Here is a 23,359-nt window from a genome sequence, read left to right on the forward strand (position 1 = left end):
CCGATGACCTCCGGGCGCTGGTCCTGCGCGAGCCGAGCGAGCGCTTCGGCCGCCTCCTCGGGCGCCGTCCCGAGAAGCGTGCGCCCTTCCGCCGAGAAGCTCATTTCGGCAATCACGGGCAGCCGGCACGCCTCCCGGACGGCCCTGACCGCCAGCAGCAGCTCCCGGGGGTCCGACATGGTCTCGATGATGAAGAGGTCCACGCCCCCTGCCAGCAGCGCGTCCACCTGTTCCCGGAAGGCAGCCAGGGCCGCCGCCTCGGACAGGGACCCGATGGGCTCGAGCGCCTTGCCCGTCGGCCCGATGTCCCCGGCGATCAGGGCGGGCACGCCGGCCGTCTCCCGGGCGCTGCGGGCGATCTTGACGCCGTCGACGTTGATGGCCCGCGCCTGCGATTCGAGCCCGTAGCTACCGAGCCGCACCCGGTTCGCGCCGAACGTGTTGGTGGTGATGAGTTCGGCCCCCGCCAGGAGGTAGTCGAGGTGGACGCCTCGCACCAGGTCGGGGTCGGTCAGGTTGAGGGCGTCGAACGACCCTTCCAGAGGGGCTCCGCGGGCGTACAGCATGGTGCCCATGGCACCGTCGCCCAGGATCACCCGGCCCTGCCCGAGCATCTCCTCGAAGGTCAATGGCGTCCGCCCTCTTCCCTGGCCTGGAGGCCCTGATGAGCCTTAAGCCTGCCCAACAGACCCGTCGTGGATCGGCCCGGCAGGAGTGGCACCAGCACGATGCGGGCACCCACCCGCTGCGCCGCCTCCCGTTCGGGCAGCCGTTCGAGCGAGTAGTCGGAACCTTTCACATACAGGTCGGGCCTTATCGCTTCGATAAGGGCAGCCGCGGTCTCCTCCTCGAAAACCACCACCCGGTCGACCGCGCGCAGCGCCGCAACGACCCGGGCCCGGTCCTGGTGGGCGACCACGGGACGCTCGGGGCCCTTCAGCCGCCGGACGCTTCCGTCGCTGTTGACCCCCACGATGAGTGCGTCGGCCGCCGCTCGGGCCTGTTCGAGGAACGCCACGTGCCCTGCGTGCAGCAGGTCGAAGCACCCGTTGGCCAGGGCGACCCTCCCGCCGCCGCGGCGCACCTCCCGGGCGAACGCCGCCGCCGCCTCGACGGAAACCACCCGTTCCTCAGAACTTTCCACAGCCCCGCCCTACCCTCCAGCCTCGGTGCACTCGTAAAGCTGGGGCGTCCAGCTTGCCACCGCCTGTCTTATCTCCTCCGGCGAAACGGTGGCGACCCCTCGCTTGCCCACCACGAGCCCGGCCGCCACATCGGCCAGCAGCGCCGCGCTCAGCGCGTGCTGCTCCCCGCACGCAAGCCCCAGCGCAATGGCGGAGACCACCGTGTCACCCGCCCCGCTGACGTCGTAGACCTCCCGGGGCTTGTAGGCGAGCAGCCTCAGGGGCGGCCGACCGTCGGCAAAGAATAGCGACATGCCCTCCTCGCCCCGGGTCAGGACCAGCAGCCGCAGCTGCAGTTGCTCGAGCAGCCGGCGCCCGGCCTCAGCAAACGCCTGCTCCCCGACCAGGCGAATCCCCACCGCCTGTTCCGCCTCACTCAGGTTGGGCGTGGCGGCGTAAACGCCCCTAAACTCCCCGATCCGGAACCGCGAGTCCACCACCACGGGAATGCCCCGGGCTCTCGCCGTCTCCCTCACCGCCTGGAACACCGCGCCGGTGACGCTCCCCGCCCCGTATTCCGACAGGATGACGGCGTCCGCCCGCTGCACCGCCTGAGACGCCGCTTCGGCCAGCTCCTCCACCAGCCGCCCGCCCGGCGGCCGGGACTCCCACCGGTCGAGCCGCAGGATCTGCTGCTGAACCGTCTGCCGGCTCCCGGCGATGAAACGGGTCTTGACGGTGGTCGGCCGGGCCGGGTCGCGCACCAGGCGGGCCGCCACCCCGCGGGCTTCGAGTAGCGACGTGAGCCGCCCGCCGGGCGCATCGTCACCCGCCAGGCTGACCAGCTCGACGCGCGCTCCCAGGGCCGCGGCGTTGGCCGCCGCATTCGCCGCCCCGCCGGGGCGTTCCTCTTCGCCCACCCAGCTCAGGATGAGCACCGGCGCCTCCCGGGAAATCCGAACGGGTTCGCCGTACACGTACCGGTCCAGCACGGCGTCGCCGATGACGGCAATCCGGCGCCCCCTGGCCGCCTCCAGGAGTTCCAGGACGCTTTGGGCGGGCGCGGGCACCGGGACGCCAGGGCGCGCTGTGTCCAAAGCCACCTCGGGCTGCACCCCATCTCCCGAAAACTTGCGGCCGGCAAGGCGACCTACGATTGAGGTTCGGCGGGAGCGGGGGCCTGCCTGCCTGACCCGCCGGCCGGCCCAGGCAGGGCCGGCGAGGGGCCGGGGCTTCCGGCGGAGGTGGCGGGCGAGGGGTGGGCCGGAGCCTCTCTCAACGCTCCTCCCACCGACCGCACGAACATGATCCCGCCGGCCACCAGGCTTGCGTAGAACGTGAAGAACCTCCACACCCCCACGAACACCGCAAGCCTCGAGGCGGGCAGAACGCGCTTGAACAGGTAGGCCATGATCAGCTCGGCGCCGCCGCTGCCGCCCGGCGTGGGGATGAACGGCTGGAAGAGGTTGAATATGAGCTGGGCGGTCGCCGCATACAGCCAGTTCATCCGTGCGCCTAAGCCCACGAGCACGGCCCAGGCGATGGAGAGGTAAAAAAGCCAGTACACCCCGGTGAGGAGCGTGGCGCCCACCAGGTGCCACGGGCGCTGGAGGAGCAGGTAGCGTATCCCGTACGAGAAGCGGAGGCTCTCCTTCACCAGGACGGCCAGGATGGCGCGCATCCGGCGCCGGCGCCCGGCCCGAGCGGCGCGGCGTGCCCGCGTGAGCATGCGCATGAAGATGCTCGCGATTGCGCGGGGTCGCACCAGCGTCCAGGCCACCAAGGCGGCCAGCATCCCCAGCGAGACGAGCACGAATGCCGTCAATCCGGGCGCGCCGAACCGGCCGCCCAGTCCCTTCCACGCGGCGGCGACGGGCCAGGCCGCCAGCAGCCACAGCACGACGAGCCCGGAATCGACCACCGCCACCGCCGTGGCGCGCCCCACACTCAGGCCTTCCCGCGCCAACAGGTAGATGAAGACCGGGACACCGCCGGTGCTGGTCGGCGTCACGTGCGAGACGAAGACGCTGGCGAGGTAGTAGCGCAAGACGCGCCTGGCCGGTATGCGCGTTCCGAAAGCCCGGGCCAGCAGCTGGCTTCGCCACGTGCGCAAAAGCCACGCCGTGAGGGTGAGGCCGGCGGCGAACCACAGCCACCGCGCGTCGACCATCCGCAGGTGGCTGAATACGGCTTCGTCCCCATCTCTTACCAACGTAAGAAGGGCGGCCACGGCGGCCGCCCCGGAGAGGAGCGAGAAGGCGATGCTGCGGCGAATGGCCTGCCGGGTCAGCTGGAACCGGCCCTGACCATGCTCCTTCAAATCTCCTCGAACTCCTGAACCTTGTGCGGCGCACCGCGCCGGCCGGCCACCGCCAGGTGGCGATGCCGGCGGCGGATGGCGGCCCTGCGGAGCATCCGGCCCGGGCGCAGCGGCAAAAGCCGTATCGCACCGCCGTCATAACCCGGGAGGGCCCAGGCCAGTTCCGCATCGACGGGCGGGGGCGCCGGCGGCCGCACCAGCCCTCGGTGCGCGCGCAGCCCCAACCGGTCGATCTGCCCTTCCACCGCGACGATCACATCCCTTGGCGTGATGGAGCGCATACACGGGGCGGGCTGCTCCGACAGCGACGCATGCATCAGGTACTGCCGGCTTCCGCCAAGCCAGTGGAAACAGGGGCTGCAGGGCAGCTCCTTCCGCACCACCACGTCGAAGGGGCCGAGCGGCCGGAAGTTGCCGGGATTGGTGGGGCCGAACATCGCGACGACCGGTGTCCCCACCGCCTCTGCCATGTGCATTGGCGCCGAGTCGTTGCCGATGAACAGGTCGCACTGCTCGATCAGGGCCGCGGTCTGCTTGATGCCTGCCCGCCCGGCGGCCACCAGAGGCTCCGCGAGCCGGCACTCGTCGGCCATCTCTTCCGCAAGCGCAACGTCGTCGGGCCCGCCGACCACCACGATCTGGGCGCCATACTGACCCGCCAGGTAGTCCGCCACGTAGGCGTACCCCGACGTGGGCCAGCGCTTGGCGGGGAAGTAACGGCCGCCCGGGTGCATGGCGACCCGAAGGGCCGGGCGCCCCCGGTCGGCTCGCAGAAAGCGGCGCGCCCACTGGCGCTCCCGCTCGGAGACGGGCAGATCGAGGTGACGGCCGTCGGATTCGGCCCCGAGCGCCGCCACCACCTCCAGGCAGTAGTCCACGGCGTGGAGTTCGCGCCGATCCGGGACGTCCTGCGTGTACAGCCACCCGAGCGTCTGGCTGTTGAACCCGACGCGCACCTCCGCCCGGGTAAAGAGGGTGAGCCAGCTCCCGATGTTGGACAGCCCCACCACCGCGTCGAAGTCTTCGTCTGCAAGAGCCGACAGAACGCGCGGTAACTGAAGGGCGCTGCGGCAGAGGACCAGCCGGTCGATGGCGGGGTTACCCTCCAGCACCTCCCGGTTGGCCGCCCACGTGACATCGGCCACGCAGGCGTGAGGGAAGCGCCGCCTGAGCGCCCGGAGCGCAGGCGTCCCGAACAGGGTGTCGCCAATGGGGCACAGCTGCAGGACCAGGATTTTGTCGATACGGGACGTCTCGAGCGGCGCCCCCTGCATCTAGCGTCCTCCGGCGAAAGCCTACTGACGGCACCAGATTAGCATGACCACCTCGCCCCAGCAAGGCCGGGATGGAAAAAGTTTACTGCCCCATGATGAACAGGCGGCTGCCGGCCGGCAACGGCTCCGTCTCCTCGCGAGCGCCCAGGTCAGGATTCGCCGACTGAACCTGCTGGGGCGTCGTGCGGTAGCGGCGCGCCAGCTTCCAGAGCGTATCGTTGGGCTGTGTGACCACCAGGTAGATGGACGGCTGGCGCGGGCCCGGGGCGCGTACGGCCACCGCTTCGGCCACCACCTCCTGGGTGGCAGGAAGCTGCGCCTCGACGAGGCACTGGCCCGACACGGTGAACTCCACCGTCTGCCGGCTGATCAGGTCGGCCTCCACGGAGAGGCCCGTGAAAGACGCGGAGATTTCAGCGTCGGGCCGCAGGTCGGGGATGGCGACCACCTGCTCGATGTTGACCGCGCCCGGCCAGAAGGCGAAGACCACGCCGTTCGTCCGGGCGTCGGGCTTGTAGGGCAGGTAGTACGCCCACGGCGTGGCCGATGCGCTCACGTGCACCCGGCCTGCCTCGGGCCGCGTAGAAATGGCATCCACCACCACCCCGCTCCATACGATGCGGTCGACCGGCGGCAGCGCGCCGGAGAGTTCGACGGTGGCGCCGCCCGTGAAGGTGCGCCGGCCCTCGCCCGCGGGGCTTTCGAGGCGAAGCGGGACTTTGCGCTGTTCCACCGTCTGCGGACCCGACGACCGGATGTCCGCCACCACCGGCACGGTGCGGGCGTCCACGGCCTGCGCCTCGACGTCCACCTGGCAGGTGATGTAGACGAGCCCTTCCGCGGGCAGAGTGCGAACGGAGGCGTCGGCGAGCTGCGCGCGGGCCCGGACGCGGCTTGTGCCCTCCAGCCCCGCGATGGGAATCGTGGTCTCGAAACCTTCGGGGCTGGTCCAGCTCGCCAGGTGCACATCCCAGAGCCTTACAGGGGCCACCACCTCCGGCTGCTCCCCCGTGCCCGGGGCGCTCGCTTCGGACGGCCCGGGTGGCGGGCCTTCAGCCGGCGCCTGGCGCTGCACCGCATAGAGGAGTTCAAAGGCCAGTTCGCCTCTCGCCAGGACGCCCCCGTCGTGTGGCTCGGCGGCGGTGATCGTGGGTTCCACCTGGAGGTCCAGCACCCGCAGGCGCGAGGTGGGCCCGGCCGGCAGGTCAAGCCCGTGGGCCTCCTCGAGCGCAAGCCGCGCCCTGCCTTCGCCCTGGAAGACGCTGACCCGCAGGGTGGCGCTGGAGGTCTCGACGCGGTCGGGCGGCGTGGCGGAGACCTGGCTGACGGCCGTCGTCCGTTCCCGCACGACGCCGGCGAAACGCACGCTGATCACCACGTCCACGTCGGCGGTTCGCCCGTCCGTGCGGAACCGCCCCTCCACGTCCCGCACCGTCGCCCGGGCCTGCCAGGCCGCGTCGCCGGCATCGGGCGGCAGGTCGGTCGAGGCGGTGAAGGGCAGCTCCCCTTCGAGCCGCCCGCCAAAAACCGCCCCCGCGGGGTCCGGCGATTCGGATCCCGCCGCCGCGTAGACTACCCAGCCTCTCAACGTGCCCCGGGCCTCGAGCCGCCCGGAAGCCGCGTCGGCCACGACCCGGTCCACGCTGGCCAGCGCCTTCCAGCGGATGGGCGTGGCTGCATCCGGGAGTTCGGACGGGAGCCGGAGACTCCCGGAAGCGGTGACCTCCACCGAACGCTCCTCCAGGCGGCGACTCAGTACCAGCTCGGTTTCCCTGATCTTGACAGCCAAAAGCTCCGCCTCCCCCGAAAGAGGGTCTGCCCATCCTTATGACGGGTCGTCCGAGAACTTGAGCGCCGGAATGGTGTTTTCGACAACGGCCAGCACGGGGGGATCCGCGCGGTCAAGGCCCCGCAGAACGATGCCGCCCAGCCCCGCCCACTTCACAAAGCTCACGAACGCCCGGACACGCGCCGGCGTGCAGCGCACCACCGTGGGGAGGGTGGCGGGGTCCTCCCCTTTCAGCCGGCGAAGGCGAAGCTGCCAGGCGGCAAGTACCGCCTCGGCCCGGGTGAGGCGGCGGCGGCCCGGAGGTCGCCCCGGGGTTTCGGGCGGCTCGATGAGCCAGGGGGACAGGTCGAGGCCGAGGAGAACCCGCCATGGCGGGCGCCAGCGCCGGACCCCCTGAATGGCGGCGCGGACCGCGGCGATCTCGGGTTCAAACGAGTCACCCACGACCGGTGGCGCCCAGACCACCATGCGCTCGAACACGCCGGCGCGGCGTGTAACCTCGTAACCCCACCACCGCAGGCTGAGGGGGCGGGCGGGTGACGACAGCCGCAGGCTGATCCAGCAGCTCACCCCGGCCCGGCCGAGGGCCCGGGCCAGGCGAAACGCCCCGGGCGGGGGCATCTCGGCGGAACCCGATCGCGCCGGCGCACCGTCTCCGTCCGGGACGGCGACGATGACGCGCGCGACCCGCCCGCTGCCTGTGAGCATGCGGGCGATCTGCTGCAGGCCGGAACGCCGGATGAGCGGCACGCTGCGCGCCGGTCGCACCGTGAGCACGGGCAGCGGGCCGCGGAGCGGGCCGTTCCGGGCCACCCGGCCTGCCTCGCCGTCTGAAAGCCACATGCGGCCGAGCGGGTCGGCGACGAGTTCGAGGCCGGGAACCGCCCACATGCTGACCCATTGAGGGCGCTGATCTTCTGCGGGAAGGTCCCCGTCGGCCCATGCCACCACCAGCCGGTGCCCCGGCGCGGCCTCGCCGGCCTGAAGAAAAGGGTCGTCCAGGAGCCCCAGCACCTCAGGGCCCGCCAGGCCGTCGGGCGGCAGGCGGAACGCCCGCTGGAACGACCGGACGGCCTCGAAGGTCAGGTCGCCGTATATGGCGTCGATCTCGCCGCCGTAGAAGCCGAGCCTGCTCAGCTGCTGCTGGAGCGCAGCCACCGCCGGGCCACGGCTGCCCGGGTGCAGCACGGGGTGCTTGCGGCGGGCGCGGCGCACCCTGCCTGCGCGCTGCCGTGCGGCCGGCGTGGCAGGCTCCTTATCCGGCGCTGACACGGTCCGGCCCCACCCCCGACGCAGTATATGCAGGCAGGCCCGGGCAGCCCGGCGGCGCCGCTACGGGGACGGGACGCCCCACAGCACGCCGTCTCCATGAGCGGCGCTGCAAAAGCTCCGCAGTCCCTCGAGCAGGGCCAGCGCCTCCTTCACCCGCATCCACGGGTGGCTAAAGGCCCGGGCCAGCCGGGGTTCGGTAACGAACGCCGCCTCGGTCAGGGCGGCGGAACACCCCAGGCAGCTGAGCACCCCCACGTTGGCCTCCCGAACCCCCCGGTTCGGCACGCCAAGACCCCGCGCCAGCGCGCCGACCAGCGCAGCGGCTAGCCTGCGGCTCTCGTCCTTGCGGTAGTAGTACCCCTCGGCGCCCTGCAGGGAAGGGTCGGGGTAGGCGTTGTGGTGGATGCTGAGCACGAGGCGCGCCTGGAACTGACGGGCCCGCGCGCAGCGGCGGGCCGTGCTGAGTTCCACGTCCGTGGTGCGGCTCAAGGCGGCAGCCGCTCCTGCCGCTTTCAGGAGGCGGGCGAGGCGGCGGGCCACGTCGAGATTGAGGTCTTTCTCAACGAGGCCTGCGCCGTAGGTGGCCCCCGTGTCCCGGCCACCGTGACCCGGGTCGATCAGGACTCGCCACTCGGCCAGATAGGGGTCGGGGCGGGTGATGAACAGCACCCCGGCCGTGCGGTCCACGCTGAGCGACGCACCGCCCGCCAGGGCGACGGCATCGGCCGGAAAGAGCAGGGCACCGTCGGACCAGTCCGGGGCCGCGGACAGGGTGACGCGCTCGGCGTCGTTTTCCAGCTGCGCCTGCGGGCTCCCCCGCCTGAAGACCACGGTGCGGCCGGTGCGGGCATCCCGCCAACCCAGCACCTCTTCGCCGATGTCCAGCCGGCCCCCCCACCGGGAGGCGATGGGGGCCGCGTCGACCCACGCCGCCCTGCCGTCCAGGCGGCCCACCGCGCCTTCAATGTACCGCCCGTCCAGCACCAGCCGCAGCCGGCGCAGCCCGTGGGGGTTGTGGTTAGTCGCCATCCCCTGCGCCCTCGAACCCCGGTAGCACGGACCGGGGCAGCATTCCCTACCACGGTATGCCGGACCCGTGTCCTGTGGTCAGGGCAGGCGAGGGGAAAGCCTCACTTGGTGTACTTGTCCGCAACCTTGGAGGCGCCGAAGGCGTCCGGCTTGATGCGGGCGTCGAAGCCGCTGCCCGTCACCATGCCGACCACCTCTCGGATGAGGTCGCGGGTCTCGCCGTGGCGGCCGATGTCCAGGTGGATCTCGACGTCGAAGTCCGCGTACCCGTTGGCCGCCAGGCGCGAGGCGAGCTTACCTGCTACCTCCAGGCTCCGAGCCGCCTCGTAGAAGATGCGCTGCCGCAAGCTCCGGCCGAAGACCTGCCGTTCCCTGGCGTAGAAGTACCGCGCGCCCTTGCCGACCCGGTGAACGATGACGGCGGTGACGAAACTCGTCTGGTCGCGAAGCTGCGAGTCGGTCCCGACGATAATGCGGTAGCTCGCCTGGGGGCTTTCGCGAACGTACGCGATGATCTCGTCGAACATCGCGTCGAACGTCATCGGCCCCTTGGTGGGGCTTATGAACTGCATGACCGCCGCCTTCTCGGTCTCCGTTACCTGAGCTGCGGGAGCACACCTCCTCTGCTCCTTGCCGAACCCCCGTTTGTGGCGGGAGCCGCACCGATTATAGCACCGGCTGGTGACGCGCTTCAACGAGTTGCCGCCCGGTGGCGGCGCCACGCAGCGGCCAGCCTGAGGAAATCCTCCACGCCGAGGGCTTCCGCCCGGAGCGAGCCGTCGACGCCGGCGGCCGCCAGGAGCGCCTCCACCTCATCGGCGTTCAACTCCCCGTCGCCGCCCCTGCCCCGGGGCGACCTCGCCCTCAGGGTACGCAGGGCGTTTTTCAATCTCTTGCGGCGCTGGCCGAATGCGGCCCGCAGCACCTCTTCGAGCGCCCGGGAGTCCTCCGGCCCGGGGCGCGTGGCAAGCGGAGCGATCTCCAGCACCGCGGAATCCACGTCGGGCGCCGGGAAAAACGAACGGCGCGATACCTCGAAGAGCCGGCCGATCCGGCAGCGCGCCCGAAGCGCCACCGTAAGAGAGCCATAGGCTTCGCTGCCCGGAGCGGCCGTCAGGCGGTCGGCCACCTCTTCTTGCACCATCACCACGCCCCGCTGCCACCCGCTGGAAGCCGCCAGCAAGAGGAGCAGGTCGCTCGTGATGCCGTAAGGCAGGTTGCCGGCGAGAAATGCTCGCCCGGGGGCGCCGCGCGGCAGGGACAGGAGAGGGTCCAGGGGCAGGCGCAGGACGTCGGCCACGACGACCACGACGCGCCTTAGCACGGGCGCGTTCAAGCCGTGCTGCGCCAGCACCCAGCCGAGGGCCTGCGCCAGGCGGGGGTCCCGTTCGATGGCGATCACCTGCCCGGCGAGGCGCGCCAGTGGCAGCGTGATCGCCCCGAGCCCGGCCCCGATCTCCACGACCCGGTCGTCCGGCCCGGCGCCCACCGCCGTGGCGATGCGGCCGGCCACCCTCGGGTCGATGAGAAAATTCTGACTGAAGGCGCGCCTCGGGCGTAAGCCGAAATGCCGCAGAATCTCGTGTAGAGCCGAGGGGGTGGCGGGATTCGGCGGGGGCGCTGGCAAGCCGCCCCCGCCAGGCCGTTCAATCGAGGACGTAGACCGTCACCGTCTGGCGTCCGAAGTGGAGCGCCTCGCGCAGCGTGTTGAACCCGAGGTCGATGCGCCGCCCCTTGATGGCCGACCCGACGTCCCCGGCCACCGCGAGGCCGTAGCCCGGGATGTAGAGGCGGGTGCCCAGGGGGATGACCCTGGGATCCACCGCCACGACCCCGTGCCCCGCCCGCATCCCGGTGGCGGTGACCCCGTCGGCGTACCGGCCGGTGCTCTCGGGGCCGGGATAGTAGGCCGTCGCCACCATCTGGATGGCTTCCTTGTAGCGGATGGTGCCCACGGGGGTCTTCATGGTGCGCCACACGATCCGGGTGCCCACACCGATGATCTTGTCCACGGGTTCTTTCAGGGTCTTGGTGGCGAGCCGGGTGGTCGAAACGAGCCGGCCGTTTTCGTAGCGAAGCCTGACCGTGTGCTCGGCGAGCCCCTCACGCCCCTCGCGCAGCACGCCGGTCTTCCCCTTTTCCCACCGGGGCTCGGCCCACCGCAACGTCCGGTACGGGATGGGCTCTCGCCGCACCACGACCTCCTCCCGGACCCGCACGACCTCCACTTTGAGGGTGGGCGACAGGGGCGTGTCGGCGGGCGGCTCGACGCGGTCCAGCGGCCCCAGCTTGATCCCCACGTCGGCCAGAAGATCCCCGACGGTCCCGGGCACGGCCAGAACGCTGCGCACGTTCCCGTCGCTGCTCAGCGTGACGGGAAAGGCGCGCAGCACGGCGATTTCCATCCCCGAAGCGATCTTCGCCTGCAGCGCCGGGCGCGTCCTGTCGCCGTCTTGGAGCAGGATCCCGAGCTGGCTCAGCGCGCCGGAGACCGTGCCCGTCAGCACCCGGCCCTCGACGCGGTTTCCGTCGACCTCGACGGCCACCGGAACCAGCGCCCACGCCTGGCCGAGCCACCCGAAAGCCGCCAGCGAGGCCAGGAACACCGCTCCCTTGAACGCCGAGGCATGCCGCAGCCCGGCTGTCTGCGATGCCGGCGCGCTCTGCGTCATGCGCCCTCACCCGGCGGCCCGGGCCCGCCGATCTGCTGGAGGCGCCGGCGTACCTCGTTCACGGGAAGCTTCTCGATATTGTCCAGCACTTCCATGACCTCCTCGAACTGCTGCTCCGTCAAGGCCCCCTCCTGCCAGAGCCGCCGGTACGCCTCCGCGAGCCGCAGCCGGACCCGCTCCAGCCGGTCGATCAGGTCCATCAGGGCCCACGCTCCTGCTCCTCCAGGTCGACGAAACGGGTGTACTCCTTATGGAACCGCAGCTTGGCCACCCCGGTGGGGCCGCGCCGTTGCTTGGCCACGATGACCTCGACGACGCCCTCCAGACCCTTCTCCCGGGCCTTGTCCGGATAGTAGTAGTCGTCACGGTACAGGAACATGACCACGTCGGCGAATTCCTCGATGTTTCCGCTGTCCCGCAGGTCCGACATGACCGGGCGCTTGTTCTCCCGGGCCTCGACCCCCCGGTTGAGCTGCGACAGCAACAGGATGGGCACGTCCAGTTCGCCGGCCAGGTCCCGGATCTCCCGCACCACGTCCCCGACCACCAGCGCCCAGTTTTTGCTCGTGCTCTCGGACGGCGGCCGGATGAGCTGCAGGTAGTCGATGACGATGAGCCCGAGATCCTTGTGGGCGGCCTTCACACGCCGGGCCTTGGCGCGGATGTCGGCCGCCGTCAACCCCCGCCGGTCCACCACGAGAATCGGCAGCTCGTGAAGCTCGTTGAAGATGGACTGGGTGCGGGCGAACTTCTCCGCGTCCATCCGGGTGGTGTAGTCCAGGGACGTGACCGGGGTGCTGCTGCCGTCCTGGAAGCGGAACAGCTCGCTTATCACGATACGGTCGCCGATCTGCTCGTCGTCCATCTCCAGCGAGAAAATGAGAACGGGTACCTGCTCGAAGCGCGCCACGTGCACCGCGAAGTTGAGCGCGAGCGCTGTCTTGCCCATGCTGGGGCGAGCCGCCAGAATAATCAAATCTTTCTTCTTGAATCCCGTGGTGATGCCGTCGATGGAGGGGTACCGCACCATCAACCCCGCCGTGCGCCGGCCCTCCATGCGCTCCACGAGGTTGAAGTAGCAGCGCGCCAGGACGTCGCGCAGCGGCTTGACGTCTTCCTCCAGGCTGCCCTCTTCGGAGGTTGCCTCGAACATCAGCTGCTGCGCGGCCGACTGGCAGTCCGTCAGCGACGGTCGGGACTCGAACAGGATCATCCGTTCGATCTCCTGCGCCGCCTCCAGGATGCGCCGGCGCGCCTGCTTGTCCAGCAGGACGTCAACGGCCGGCTCCAGCTCGGCGGCGCTGCCGAAGGAGTCGGTGAGTTCGAGGAGCGCCCCTTCCGGGTCCGGAATCTGCGGCTCCTTGCGCAGCCGGTTGAAGACCTGGGTGAACGAGATCCGGCCTGTGGTGTTGTAAAGTTCCACGATGGTGCGGAAGACGAGGCGGTGTACGCGGTCGTAGAAGTGGGACGGACGCAGCCTGTCCATCACCAGGTCGGCCTTGTCCGGGTACTTGAGCAGGATGCCCAGCACCCGGCGTTCGGCATCCGCATCGACGGGAACGAAAGTCCCCCGCACCCCCGGCGGTGCGCCCGGGGCGGCGGCCGCGGGCAGCCTGGAGGCCACAGGAGTTCCCTGGGACGGCTCAACGGCCATAGCCGTACAGCTCCTTGATGCGCTTCACGCGCTCGGGATCTACCGGCCTGTAGGCCTCGGCGTTAGGAACCCCAACCATCGGGGCATCCGACCGGTCCGCCTTGCCGGCCCCGCTGCCCGAGCCGGCCCCGACCGGCGCGCCCTGGCCGGCCGGCGTGGAGGGTGAGCCCCCGCCCGCACCCGGCGCGGACGGCGGTCCTGCCGGCGCAGCAGCGCGGGAAGCGTTGAGCACGGAGGCCAGGTGGGGCCGGCGCAGGACGTCAGCCCACGTGCGGACTCCCTGGTTGTACCAGTTGCGCAGGACGCCCTCCAGGTAGCTGAAGCTCGCGTACTCGGCAGAACGCGCCGTCTGCTCGATGGCGAGCGCCACCACGTCGGTGGTCATGCCCCGCTGGGTGATCCATTCGCACAGCCGCTCTATCTGGCTTTCACTGATGAGCCCGATGCGCTGGTGGTACCAGTCGAGCACCTCGCGGATGTCGGCCGGCAGCGGCTGGGATGCTCCGGCCGACGGGTCGGCGGCCGCCGCCACCTCCTGTGGCGCCGCAGGGGCCGGCTCGGGTTGGGAGGGAGCCGGACGCAGCGGCGCCCCCACCTCACCGAACTCCCGGGCGAAGCTGGCGGCCTCGAGCGGTTCCAGCACCCGAAGCGCGTGTTCACCGGCCGGCTCCACGAGGCGGTACAGCGTCAGCCTCCGCATGGCTTCGCCCGCCTCCAGCGGGGAGAGCCCCAGCGTCCTCGCTACGAAGGAGGTCAGTTCCTCGTTGTCCCCGACCGAGCCGCCCCGCTCGGCGGCAAGCCGGAGCACCAGCCAAGCGGCCACCGCCTGCCAGCTGATGCGGGGGGCGTACAGTTCGATCAGTTCCTCCGGAACCGACAGGTACCGCCGGCCTGACACCCCCGGCTCGATGCGAACACGGCGTCGCGCCATCCCTGGTCCGATCACCCCGCCCGGCCGGAGGACTTCGGCCTGGGCGCCACGCCTCCCTGCGCGCCCGGGGCGTAGGATGCGTGGGCCGCGCGGATTTCGAGGCGCGTCCTGTGAACTTCGAGGGCGATCTCCACCAGGCGGTCGATCAGGCTCGGGTACGGCAGCCCCGACGCCTCCCACAACCGCGGGTACATGCTCACCGCGGTGAAGCCCGGGATGGTGTTGATCTCGTTTACGAACACCTGCCCGTCGGGTTTCACGAAGAAGTCAACGCGGGCCATCCCGGCGCAATCCACCGCCTGGAAGCACTTGGCGGCCAGGTCCCTGACCCGCTCCGCCACCTCCGGGTCGAGTTCGGCCGGAACCACCAGTCCCGTCGTGGTGTCCAGGTACTTTGCCGTGTAATCGTAAAACGCCCGCCCCGGCCGGACCTCGCCGGGCACCGACACCTCGGGCCGGTCGATACCCAGAACGCTGCACTCGACCTCCTTGAGGGGCGCGGCCGATGCCTCCACGAGCGCCTTGCGGTCGTAGGCGAAGGCTTCCTCGAGGGCCCGTGCCAGCTCCTCGGCGTTCGAGGCCGGGTTGACCCCCACGCTGGAGCCTAGGTTGGCCGGCTTGACGAAGGCGGGAAAGCCCGGGTGTTCCGCGACGGCCCGGGTCACCGCGCCGGGGTCCTGTTGCCACTCGGATCGCCGCACGACGCGGTAGGCCACCACGGGCAGCCCGGCGGCGCGAAAGGCCGCCTTCATCAGCTCCTTATCCATCCCGACGGCGCTGGTGGCCACGCCCGCCCCCACGTAAGGAATCTCCGCCAGCTCGAAGATGGACTGGATGGTGCCGTCCTCACCCAGCGGGCCGTGCAGCAGGGGAAAGGCCACGTCGATGGGCGGGTTGTCCGGGTGGCCCGGCTGGGGGATGACCGCCACCGGGTCGAGTTCGTCGACGCGCCCCGCCGCGAGGGCGTCCATCGCCGCGGCGGGGTCGGAGCCCGTGTACCACCGCCCGTGGCGGGTGATCGCGATGGGAAAGACCCGGTAGCGCTCGGGGTCGAGCGCCCTGAGCACGGATCGGGCGGACATGATGGAGACCTCGTGTTCCCCGGACCGCCCGCCGAACAACAGGGCCAGCCTCAAACGGCCGTTCTCGCTCATGTCACGCTCACGTCCTGTTCTCGGGCTCTTGGTACCAGTCAGGGTTATGCCGGGAAGCCGGCACGTACTCATTTCCCGCGATGCGCGCCGTGGACGAGGCTCGCGCCGGCCGGCCGCCCCGTTTGATGGGCTTTTTCAGCGCCTGCGCGCTGGGGGTCGGTACCATGATCGGCGCGGGCATCTTCTCCCTTTCCGCCGACGCCGCCCGGTACGCCGGCCCCGGGGCGGTTCTGAGCTATCTTCTGGCCGGCGCCAGCGCCTTTATCCTGGCGTTCAACTTCGGCCACCTGGCCGCCTCCCGGCCGGTATCCGGCGGCCCTTACGTCTATATCCGGGACTCTCTGGGGATCGGCGCCGCGTCCGTGGCGGGCTGGCAGTTGTGGCTGGGGATGGCGCTCTCCGCATCGTTCTATGCCCTGGGCTTCGCCAGGTACCTCACCTACTTCTGGCCGGGAATCCCCGAGTGGCTGACCGCACCCGGCTGCGTGCTGGCCGTTGCCGGCGCCAACGCGCTCGGGCACAGGGCAGCCGCCTTCTTGCAGAATCTTTCGGTGGCGCTGCTGCTTTTCGTGCTGGGCGGCTTCGTCGCCGTGGGGGTTCCCCGGGTCGATCCGGCGTTCTGGTCGCCGTTTTTCCCGTATGGCTGGGACGGGGTGCTGGCGGCTGTTCCCCTGGTGTTCACCTCCTACCTGGGCTTCGAGATGGTGGCCCAGGCCGCCGGCGCCATCGCCAACGCGCCGCGAACCGTGCCCGCCGCCATGCTGACCTCTGTGGGCGTCGTCACGCTCCTTTACACCGGGATCATCGCCGTCAGCGTCGGCATCGTGCACCATGTGGACCTGGCCGGCAGCGCCACGCCTCTGGCCGAGGTGGCACGGCGGGTGCTGGGCCGTGCCGGGGCGTCCGCCGTGGCCGCCGCGGGGCTCATCGCCACCCTGTCGTCCGCCAACGGGGTGATGCTGGCCTCCCTGGAGCTGGGCGAAACCATGGCCGCAGACGGCCTTCTCCCCCGGGCGCTCGCCCCCGCTCCCGCGCCCGCGACCGCCCGCCACGGCCGGTTCCGCTCCTCGTCGCTGCGGCTCGGCGCCGCCGCGCTGGTCATCGCCACGCTCGGAACGCTCGTCGGCCAGCTCGAGTGGCTGGCCCGCGGCGTCGGGGTACTGCACTTCCTGCCGTTTTCCCTGATTCCCTTTGCCGTGATGGGGCGAAAGACCGGTGCTCGCGAAAGGCGCGGCCAGGGGCCTCTGCTGCTTCATTGGGGAAGCGGCGTGCCGCTGCTGGGCCTGGCGGTGATGGGGTTCATGCTTCGCCAGATTAACCCCGTGGACTTCTGGGTGGCCGTGGGCCTAACGGTTCCGGGGGTGATCTGGTTTGCCCTGCGGCCGCGGGAGCCCCGCGCTTGAGGGATCGACGCCGAGTTCCCGGGCGAGCGCCTCGGCCATGGTCTCCACCGGGGCAGCGAGCCCGGTCCAGAGTTCGAAAGCGAGCGCGCCCTGGAAAAGCAGCATGCCCGCTCCGGGGATGGCGCGCCGCCCGGCCTGGCGCGCAGCTGCAAGCAGCGGCGTCTCCGGAGGGCGGTAGACCATGTCCATTACGGCGCCGTCTTCCGGCAGGCCGTCGGGAGGTGCGAGTTCCACCAGGCTCCGCCCGCTGCCGGCGCCCTGCATGCCGAGGGGGGTGGCGTTCACCAGGAGGTCGATCCCGCCAAGGAGCCTGCCGACGGCGGCGGCTTCCAGCGGCAGCGCTTGGACGCCGGCAATCTCCCGGGAAAGCTCCTCGGCCTGCTCCCGGCGGCGCGACGCCACACCCACCCACGCGCACCCCCCCTGCCGGCAGGCCGCGGCGGCCGCCCGTGCAGCGCCCCCAGCGCCGAGCACCAGCACCCTGGCTCCACGCAGATCGATTCCCGCGGCGTTCACCGCCCGGGCGAACCCGCCGACGTCCGTGTTGTGGCCCACCAGCCGCAGGCCCTCGATGCAGATGGTGTTGACGGCGCCCGTGAGGGCTGCCTCCGGAGCGAGCTCATCCAGGAAGGCCATCACCGCGCGCTTGTGGGGAATCGTCACGTTGGCCCCGGCAAACGAAAGCGCACGAAGCCCTCGCACCGCATCGCCCAGTAAGGCGGGTTCCACCTCCATCAGCAGGTAAACCCAGTCGAGCCCCAGCGCCCGAAAGGCAGCCTGGTGCAGGGCCGGCGAGGCCGAGTGCCGCACCGGAAAGCCGATCAGGCCGACCGGCCGCGGCTGGCCGTTTCCCGCCACTTGGGACCACCCAGCGCCACGTCGAGGGCCTCTTCGATGCGGTCGACGCCGCAGGCCAGGCCGCTGGAGAGTTCCTGGGGCAGGTCCGGCAGGTTGGCCGAAGGGAGCAGCACCTTGCTCATGCCGCTCTCGCGAGCCGCCCAGACCTTCTCCCGCACAGCGCCCACGGGCTTGACGTCACCCCACACGGAAAGCTCGCCCGTCATGGCCACGTCCTGCCGGACGGGTACCCTCAAGAGCGCACTGATCACTGCACAGGCCACGGCCAGGCCGGCCGAAGGGCCGTCGACCTGGCCGCCGCCCACCACGTTCACGTGAACGTCGTGGTCGGCCATCTCCATCCCGAGCAGGCTGCGAACCAGCGAAGCGGCAACGAAGACTGAGTCCTTCGCCATCGCGCCCGCCGCCTCGTTGAACCGGATGGTGCCCTGGCCCGGGGAGCGCGCGTCAAAGGCGATGGCCTCCACCTCGAGGACCACCCCCCGGAACCCGTACGCCCCGAGCGCCAGCGCCCGCCCCACGCGAGGCGCAGCCGACGCCCGCACCCGCACCGGGCTGAGAAGGCGCGCCGCTCGCAGCGCCTCTTCCATGTGGGCGCGGCCGACGTGCAGCCCCGCCAGGCACTCCTGCGGCTCGCCGTCCCTGCCGTCCGGGGCGCTGTTCGACCCCAGCGTCTCGTGGAGCGCCAGGCTGCACGCGTCCGCCAGGAGCGCCACGGCGCGCCGGCCGTCCGGGGCGTGTTCCGAGATCAGGGCGGCCGCTCCCGCGTCCAGCACGGCCCCCACCCGGCCCGCCGCCTGCTCCACGATCTCGCGGATGTGGGCGGGGGTGAGGGGGTCGAAGAAGACCTCGGCGCAGCGACTGCGAAGCGCCGGGTTGACGTCCGCGGGGCTGCGGGTGGTGGCTCCCAGCAGGACGAAATCCGCTGGCGCCCCCTCCTCGAACAACTTGCGGATGTAGCGCGGTATCCGGGGATCCTCAGGGTCGTAGTAGGACGAATCGAAGCGAACGCGCTTGTCCTCCAGGACCTTCAGGAGCTTCCCCTGGAGCACGGGGTCGAGCTCGCCAATCTCGTCGATGAAGAGCACGCCGCCGTGGGCCTCGGTGACCAGCCCCACCTTGGGCTCCGGAACGCCGGACTCGGCCAGGTCCCGCCGGGCGCCCTGGTAGATCGGGTCGTGCACGCTGCCAAGCAGCGGGTTGGACGCTTCACGGGGGTCCCACCGCAGGGTGGCGCCGTCCACTTCGACGAACGGGGCGTCCTCCGAGAAGGGCGTGTAGGGAAGCTGCTTGGCAACCTCCAGCACCAGGCGCGCCACCGTTGTCTTGCCGACGCCTGGCGGCCCGTAGAGGAGCACGTGTTGTGGCATGGGGGACGCCAGCTTGGCCAACAGCGCCCGCACGGCCCGGTCCTGGCCGATGACCTGGTCCAGCCGGGACGGCCGGAGAGCGGCCAGAAGCGACGAGCCCAGCCGCCGGCGCTCAAGCTGTTCGAGTTCGGCGTACTTGCGCAGGGTGTGGGCGTTGTCGGGGCTGGCCTCTTCCTTCAGGATCTGGCTGCGCAGTTCCTGAAGATAACGAGCCTGCTGGCGCTGCATCCGCTCGCTGACCCGCTGCTCGAGCTGCTCGTGGACGCGCTTTTTGGCCAGTTCGTCGGCCAGGCGGTCCTCAAGCTGTGAGAGCAGCGCCCAAAGCTCCTCGACCCGCCCGCCTGCTCTGGAGGTCGGCTCCTCCTGCATCACCCTCAGCAGCGCCGTGAGCTGCCGGTGGGGGTCCTCGGACCGTATCAGTTCCAGAGCCCCGACCTTGGCCGCCATGAGCACGAGCCGCTCGGGGCCGTACAGTTCCCGCATCAGCCCCCAAAGCGCCCGGATCTCCCGGCGCATGTCCGGGGATGAGTCGACGGCCATCAGGACCCTCTTCCTCCGGCGCCCGCCGCCTGCTCCGCTTCCACCACCAGCTGCACCTCGGCCGTGATGCCCGGGGCCAGACGCAACGTCACGGGATAGGTGCCCAGGCTCTTCAAGGGCGCCTCGAGCTCGATGCGCCGCCGGTCCACCTGCACGCCGAACTGCTCGGCCAGCGCCTGCGCGATGTCGCCTGCCGTGACCGACCCGAACAGCCGGCCGGACTCCCCGGCCTTCACCCTGACCGTGACGCTCGCTGTGTGCAGCTTCTCCGCCAGGCGCTGCGCCTCGGCCCGTTCCTTGTCCAGCTTCTGCCGCAGCACCGCCTGCTCGTGTTCGATCGCCTTCACATTGCCACCGGTGGCCGCCACGGCGAGCCCCCGCGGCACCAGGTAGTTGCGGCCGTAGCCGTCGGACACGTCCACCAGGTCACCGGCGCGGCCCACTCCCTTTACGTCCTGCGTCAGGATCACCTTCACCGCCGTCACACCTCTCCCTGGTCCGGCTCTTCTGCCGGACGCTACAGGCGACGAAAGTTGAACCACGCATCGGCCAGCCCCGCGCCGAGGAGCAACAGGTACCCCCACGTCAGCGAGGGCCAGAGCAACAAAGCCGTGATGAGCACGCGCATTCCCCGGGAGACGCGGGCCTGCTCGTACCAGAACCAGAGCAGCGACAGCCCGCTCACCAGGGCAACCCCCGCTCCCAGCACGGCCAGGCTGGCGCCTGCCGTTGCAACCCACGAGGGGCCGCCGTGGAGCATGAGCAGCAACAGCCCCGCGAAAAGCGCCACCGCCGAAACCGGGGTCGGGCGCCACCGGGAGAACGGCTCGAACCAGGGCAGGGTCTCGCCCATCCTTCGCAGGACCACCCGCACGGCCCAGTAGCTAGCAAAGGCGATGAACACCGCACCGGACAGGAAGATGGCCGGCAGGATTCGAGGGAGAGCCTGCATGGTAAGCTTCAACTGCTGGTCCAGGAGATCGAGCTGCTCGGCCGGCACGCCGAGTTGCCGGTAGAGGTTGATGGCGCCCTTCATGCTCTCTTCGTAGAGCCGCAGCATCTGGTCGAAGGGGTTGATGCCCATCACCCACAGGGAGACCCCGATGCTGAACAGGCTCGCCAGAAGCGCCCCGGCCACGCCCGCCAGCAGAACGCGCCCGGGCGCAAGGCGCGCGTGAAGCGCCAGGCCCAGCCCCAGCCCCGTGAGCCCCATGGGGATGAGAAGCAGTACGGCCTGTACGCCGCCCAGCAACACGCCGCTCAAGACCCCGGCAACCGCCCACGCCATCAGGCCGGCGCCGGCGCCGTGCCGGTAAACGAGAAGCGCCATCGGCGAAGGGAGCACCAGCGCCATGTACGGCACGAATAGGGAGATCCAACCGAGCACGACGGTGACGGCGGCAAGCAAGCCGCCTTCCGTCAGGCGCCGTATGCGCTCGCGCTCCCGGGACCGCGACAGGCCGCCTATCGCCGGCCTCCCCCCTGGAAGTGCTTGTACAGGGCCCCGAAATCGCCGTACCACTGCTCGAACTCGTGCCCCTGCTCCATCGTGGCGCGGACACGGTTTTCGACTTTGATGTCCAGACGGGTCGGGCTGATGCCCAGCCGCCGCGCCAGAAGATACGCCCCGATGACCAGGGCGGCCAGCGCCTCGGCCACTGCCTCGTCGCTGGATCGCAGCATGGCACGGTACAGCCCCGCCAGGGCCGCCGCCAGTTCGGCCTTCAGGTGCTCGATGGCGCGCAGATTGCGTGCCAGGTCGCTCTCAGGCTTCGCCCCCGCCGGATCCTGCATGAGCCGGCGCGGCACCTCCGTATCCAACCCTGCGGCCGCGGGTCAAGTTGGTTCAGGGTCGGCTCGCCCGTCTCCTGCCGGCGGCGGGCGGTAAATAGCGGAGCGGGCAGGGCCCCCCTGCCACAGGGGAAGACCCGGCCCGCCCCGCCGCCCTGCCGGCCCGGCGCGGCCGGCGGCCTGGTTCGCTTCTCAGTCGGCCACGAAGGGCAGCAAAGCCAGATGGCGCGCCCTCTTGATGGCCGTGGTGAGCTGCCTCTGGTGGCGGGCGCAGTTGCCGGTGATGCGGCGCGGCAGGATTTTCGCCCGCTCGGTCATGTACTTGCGGAGCCGGTTGGGATCCTTGTAGTCAATCCACTCGACCTTGTCCACGCAAAAGGCGCATACCTTGCGCCGCCGCTTCTTGTCCTTCGGCATCTCGATCCCGGACCTTTCTTGCGCTTATCAGGGCGTCTGCCGTCAAAACGGCGTCTCGTCGGCGGCCGGCGCGTCGCTGAACTCCTCGGGGAATTCGCCGGGAACGTCCGCCTCGGGGCCGCCCTCTTCGGTGCCCTTCGGCCTGGGCTCCAGGAACGCCACCCGGTCGGCTACCACCTCGGGCTGGATTCGCCGGACCCCGTTCTGATCGTCGTACGTGCGGATTTGCAGCCGGCCGTCTACCCCGACCAACCGGCCCTTTCGCACGTACGCTCCCACCGTCTCGGCCAGCTTGCGCCAGCACACCACGTCGATGAAGTCCGCCTCGCGCTGGCCCTGCTGGTTGGTGAAAGGCCTGTCCACGGCGATCCGAAAGCGCGAGACGGCCGCCCCCGACCCGGTGTACCGGAGTTCGGCGTCCCTCACAGCCCGCCCGACGAGCACGATGCGGTTAACCATCGGTTGCTTGGCCTCTCCCCTCACCGACCTGTGCAGCCTCCGCGGCTGCGGCCACTTGCGCCTGGCGCCTGACGACCAGGTGCCGCAAGGCTGCGTCGGTGATGCGCAGGACCCGATCCAGTTCCCGAGCGACGCCCACCTCCGCGTCGAACTGAACGAGGACGTAGTACCCGTCGCTCTGGTGCTTGATGGGGTAGGCCAGGCGGCGTCGGCCCCAGCGCTCCAGGTTGCGGATCACTCCGCCCCCGTCGGCGATGATCTTTTCGAGCCGGCCGATGAGCGCCTCCACGGCCTCGTCCGACTCCAGCGCCGGGCTCAACACCACCACGGCTTCATACGGGCGCACCACGGCACCCACCTCCTCCCTCTGGACGTACGGCACCCCGAGAACCCTTTCAGGGCTCGGGGGCAGGGGGTAGCGAGGCCATTATACCACGGCGCGCTCAAGCAAGCGGGACACCCGGCCCAAACGCCTCCAGCCGGCGCTTCACCGCGTTGAGGAAGCGCAGCGCCTGCACGCCGTCCACGATCCGGTGGTCGAACGACAGGCAGAGGTTCATGATGGAGCGAATGGCGAGCTGGTCGTCTTTGAGCACCACGAGCCGTCGCTGGATGGCCTCCGTGGTCAAAATCGCTCCCTGAGGAGGGTTGATGATGGGAGCCGACAGCACCGAGCCCAGCGCGCCGGTGTTGTTGACGGTGAACGTGCCGCCACCCGTGTCGTCGGCCGTAAGCCGCCCCTGCTTCGCCCGCCGAACGAGGTCGTGAAGGGCTCGGGCGATGCCTGTCACGCTGAGCCGTTCGGCCTCCCGTATGACCGGCACCATCAGCGCCTCGTCGAGCCCCACCGCGACGCTGATGTTGACGTGCCGGTAGCGAACGATCCGCCCCTCCGGGCCCCAGGAGGCGTTCAGATCGGGGTGCTCCTGGAGGGCGTCCACGACGGCCTTGATGGCAAACGGGAGATACGTCAGTTCGAAGCCCTCCCGTTGCTGGAACGCTTCCCTCACCTGCTCGCGCAGCGCCACGAGCGACGTCACGTCGGCCTCGACCATGGTCCAGGCGTGGGGGATGGTGGTCCAGCTCTCCACCATGCGGCGGGCGATGACCTGGCGAACCGGGCCGGGGGCCACCGCCTCGGCCATCGCCTCCGGCGGTGCCGCCACCCCCGCCGCCGGAGCCGGGGTGGGGGGAGCAGGGCGGGCTGCGGGAGCTTCCGCGGGGTGCACCGCCCCGGCCCCAGCGGGCGCTCCGGCGGCTTCCCGGTCAGGCCGGCGGTTCGCCGCCTCGACGCAGCGCAGT

The 23,359-nt window shown here is 70.6% G+C and carries 25 protein-coding genes; 1 reads left to right on the plus strand and 24 read right to left on the minus strand.

Going from position 1 to position 23,359, the window contains the following annotated elements:
- The 15 genes from AB1609_01295 to AB1609_01365 form a co-directional block, all read right to left on the minus strand.
- A partial coding sequence (locus AB1609_01295) for a homocysteine S-methyltransferase family protein (protein ID MEW6045108.1) occupies positions 1-629 on the minus strand: 629 nt, incomplete at its 3' end.
- Positions 626-1,144 carry an adenylyltransferase/cytidyltransferase family protein gene (locus tag AB1609_01300; protein ID MEW6045109.1) on the minus strand — a complete coding sequence of 173 codons (519 nt, stop codon included), beginning with the start codon at positions 1,142-1,144 and terminating at the stop codon, positions 626-628. The genes AB1609_01300 and AB1609_01295, both read right to left, overlap by 4 nt.
- A gap of 9 nt (positions 1,145-1,153) precedes the next feature.
- A complete protein-coding gene (locus AB1609_01305) occupies positions 1,154-2,227 on the minus strand; it encodes a PfkB family carbohydrate kinase (protein MEW6045110.1) in 1,074 nt (357 codons plus the stop codon).
- Between the two features lie 47 nt (positions 2,228-2,274).
- Complete coding sequence (locus AB1609_01310; GenBank protein MEW6045111.1) at positions 2,275-3,444, minus strand: flippase-like domain-containing protein; 1,170 nt, start codon at positions 3,442-3,444, stop codon at positions 2,275-2,277.
- Positions 3,441-4,718 carry a glycosyltransferase family 9 protein gene (locus AB1609_01315; GenBank protein ID MEW6045112.1) on the minus strand — a complete coding sequence of 426 codons (1,278 nt, stop codon included), beginning with the start codon at positions 4,716-4,718 and terminating at the stop codon, positions 3,441-3,443. Before AB1609_01315 ends, AB1609_01310 begins: the two co-directional genes overlap by 4 nt.
- An 82-nt stretch (positions 4,719-4,800) precedes the next feature.
- Positions 4,801-6,507, minus strand: coding sequence for a LysM domain-containing protein (locus AB1609_01320; protein MEW6045113.1), 1,707 nt, complete (start codon positions 6,505-6,507; stop codon positions 4,801-4,803).
- 36 nt (positions 6,508-6,543) lie between these two features.
- Positions 6,544-7,779 (minus strand): peptidoglycan-binding domain-containing protein, encoded by a 1,236-nt coding sequence (locus tag AB1609_01325; GenBank protein MEW6045114.1) that lies wholly within the window; start codon positions 7,777-7,779, stop codon positions 6,544-6,546.
- Positions 7,780-7,839: 60 nt separating this feature from the next.
- Positions 7,840-8,808 (minus strand): N-acetylmuramoyl-L-alanine amidase, encoded by a 969-nt coding sequence (locus AB1609_01330; protein MEW6045115.1) that lies wholly within the window; start codon positions 8,806-8,808, stop codon positions 7,840-7,842.
- A 101-nt stretch (positions 8,809-8,909) separates the two neighbouring features.
- Positions 8,910-9,380 (minus strand): ribonuclease H-like YkuK family protein, encoded by a 471-nt coding sequence (locus AB1609_01335; protein MEW6045116.1) that lies wholly within the window; start codon positions 9,378-9,380, stop codon positions 8,910-8,912.
- Between the two features lie 119 nt (positions 9,381-9,499).
- Positions 9,500-10,435: a 16S rRNA (adenine(1518)-N(6)/adenine(1519)-N(6))-dimethyltransferase RsmA gene (gene rsmA, locus AB1609_01340; protein MEW6045117.1), complete on the minus strand. Its 936-nt coding sequence runs from the start codon at positions 10,433-10,435 to the stop codon at positions 9,500-9,502.
- Positions 10,436-10,454: 19 nt separating this feature from the next.
- Positions 10,455-11,480: a 3D domain-containing protein gene (locus AB1609_01345; GenBank protein MEW6045118.1), complete on the minus strand. Its 1,026-nt coding sequence runs from the start codon at positions 11,478-11,480 to the stop codon at positions 10,455-10,457.
- A complete protein-coding gene (locus tag AB1609_01350) occupies positions 11,477-11,680 on the minus strand; it encodes a hypothetical protein (GenBank protein ID MEW6045119.1) in 204 nt (67 codons plus the stop codon). The genes AB1609_01345 and AB1609_01350 overlap by 4 nt, the downstream gene beginning before the upstream one ends.
- On the minus strand, positions 11,680-13,134 hold the full coding sequence (locus AB1609_01355; GenBank protein MEW6045120.1) for a replicative DNA helicase: 1,455 nt from the start codon (positions 13,132-13,134) through the stop codon (positions 11,680-11,682). The genes AB1609_01350 and AB1609_01355 overlap by 1 nt, the downstream gene beginning before the upstream one ends.
- Positions 13,124-14,065 carry a DnaD domain protein gene (locus tag AB1609_01360; GenBank protein MEW6045121.1) on the minus strand — a complete coding sequence of 314 codons (942 nt, stop codon included), beginning with the start codon at positions 14,063-14,065 and terminating at the stop codon, positions 13,124-13,126. The genes AB1609_01355 and AB1609_01360 overlap by 11 nt, the downstream gene beginning before the upstream one ends.
- Positions 14,066-14,076: 11 nt before the next feature.
- The gene (locus AB1609_01365) at positions 14,077-15,219 is read right to left on the minus strand and encodes a D-alanine--D-alanine ligase family protein (GenBank protein MEW6045122.1); all 1,143 of its coding nucleotides are present in this window, start codon (positions 15,217-15,219) and stop codon (positions 14,077-14,079) included.
- An 89-nt stretch (positions 15,220-15,308) separates the two neighbouring features.
- Here AB1609_01365 and AB1609_01370 point away from each other — a divergent pair, with 89 nt between their 5' ends.
- Positions 15,309-16,622, plus strand: a complete 1,314-nt coding sequence (locus AB1609_01370; GenBank protein MEW6045123.1) for an APC family permease — start codon at positions 15,309-15,311, stop codon at positions 16,620-16,622.
- Here AB1609_01370 and AB1609_01375 read toward each other — a convergent pair.
- From AB1609_01375 to AB1609_01415, 9 genes are all read right to left on the minus strand, one after another.
- On the minus strand, positions 16,566-17,480 hold the full coding sequence (locus tag AB1609_01375; protein MEW6045124.1) for a shikimate dehydrogenase: 915 nt from the start codon (positions 17,478-17,480) through the stop codon (positions 16,566-16,568). The two genes, AB1609_01370 and AB1609_01375, sit on opposite strands and share 57 nt — an antisense overlap.
- Positions 17,444-19,390 (minus strand): Lon family ATP-dependent protease, encoded by a 1,947-nt coding sequence (gene lonC, locus AB1609_01380; protein MEW6045125.1) that lies wholly within the window; start codon positions 19,388-19,390, stop codon positions 17,444-17,446. Before lonC ends, AB1609_01375 begins: the two co-directional genes overlap by 37 nt.
- Complete coding sequence (gene rplI / locus AB1609_01385; GenBank protein ID MEW6045126.1) at positions 19,390-19,866, minus strand: 50S ribosomal protein L9; 477 nt, start codon at positions 19,864-19,866, stop codon at positions 19,390-19,392. The genes lonC and rplI overlap by 1 nt, the downstream gene beginning before the upstream one ends.
- Positions 19,867-19,907: 41 nt before the next feature.
- Positions 19,908-20,798, minus strand: a complete 891-nt coding sequence (locus tag AB1609_01390) for a DUF2232 domain-containing protein (protein ID MEW6045127.1) — start codon at positions 20,796-20,798, stop codon at positions 19,908-19,910.
- A gap of 56 nt (positions 20,799-20,854) precedes the next feature.
- Positions 20,855-21,184, minus strand: coding sequence for a MazG-like family protein (locus AB1609_01395; GenBank protein MEW6045128.1), 330 nt, complete (start codon positions 21,182-21,184; stop codon positions 20,855-20,857).
- Positions 21,185-21,373: 189 nt separating this feature from the next.
- Positions 21,374-21,598: a 30S ribosomal protein S18 gene (gene rpsR, locus AB1609_01400; GenBank protein ID MEW6045129.1), complete on the minus strand. Its 225-nt coding sequence runs from the start codon at positions 21,596-21,598 to the stop codon at positions 21,374-21,376.
- Positions 21,599-21,640: 42 nt separating this feature from the next.
- A complete protein-coding gene (gene ssb, locus AB1609_01405; GenBank protein MEW6045130.1) occupies positions 21,641-22,057 on the minus strand; it encodes a single-stranded DNA-binding protein in 417 nt (138 codons plus the stop codon).
- Positions 22,050-22,439: a 30S ribosomal protein S6 gene (gene rpsF / locus AB1609_01410; protein MEW6045131.1), complete on the minus strand. Its 390-nt coding sequence runs from the start codon at positions 22,437-22,439 to the stop codon at positions 22,050-22,052. The genes ssb and rpsF overlap by 8 nt, the downstream gene beginning before the upstream one ends.
- A gap of 61 nt (positions 22,440-22,500) precedes the next feature.
- A partial coding sequence (locus AB1609_01415) for a 2-oxo acid dehydrogenase subunit E2 (GenBank protein MEW6045132.1) occupies positions 22,501-23,359 on the minus strand: 859 nt, incomplete at its 5' end.

The sequence above is a fragment of the Bacillota bacterium genome (assembly GCA_040754675.1).
In the GTDB taxonomy this organism is placed as follows: domain Bacteria; phylum Bacillota; class Limnochordia; order Limnochordales; family Geochordaceae; genus Geochorda.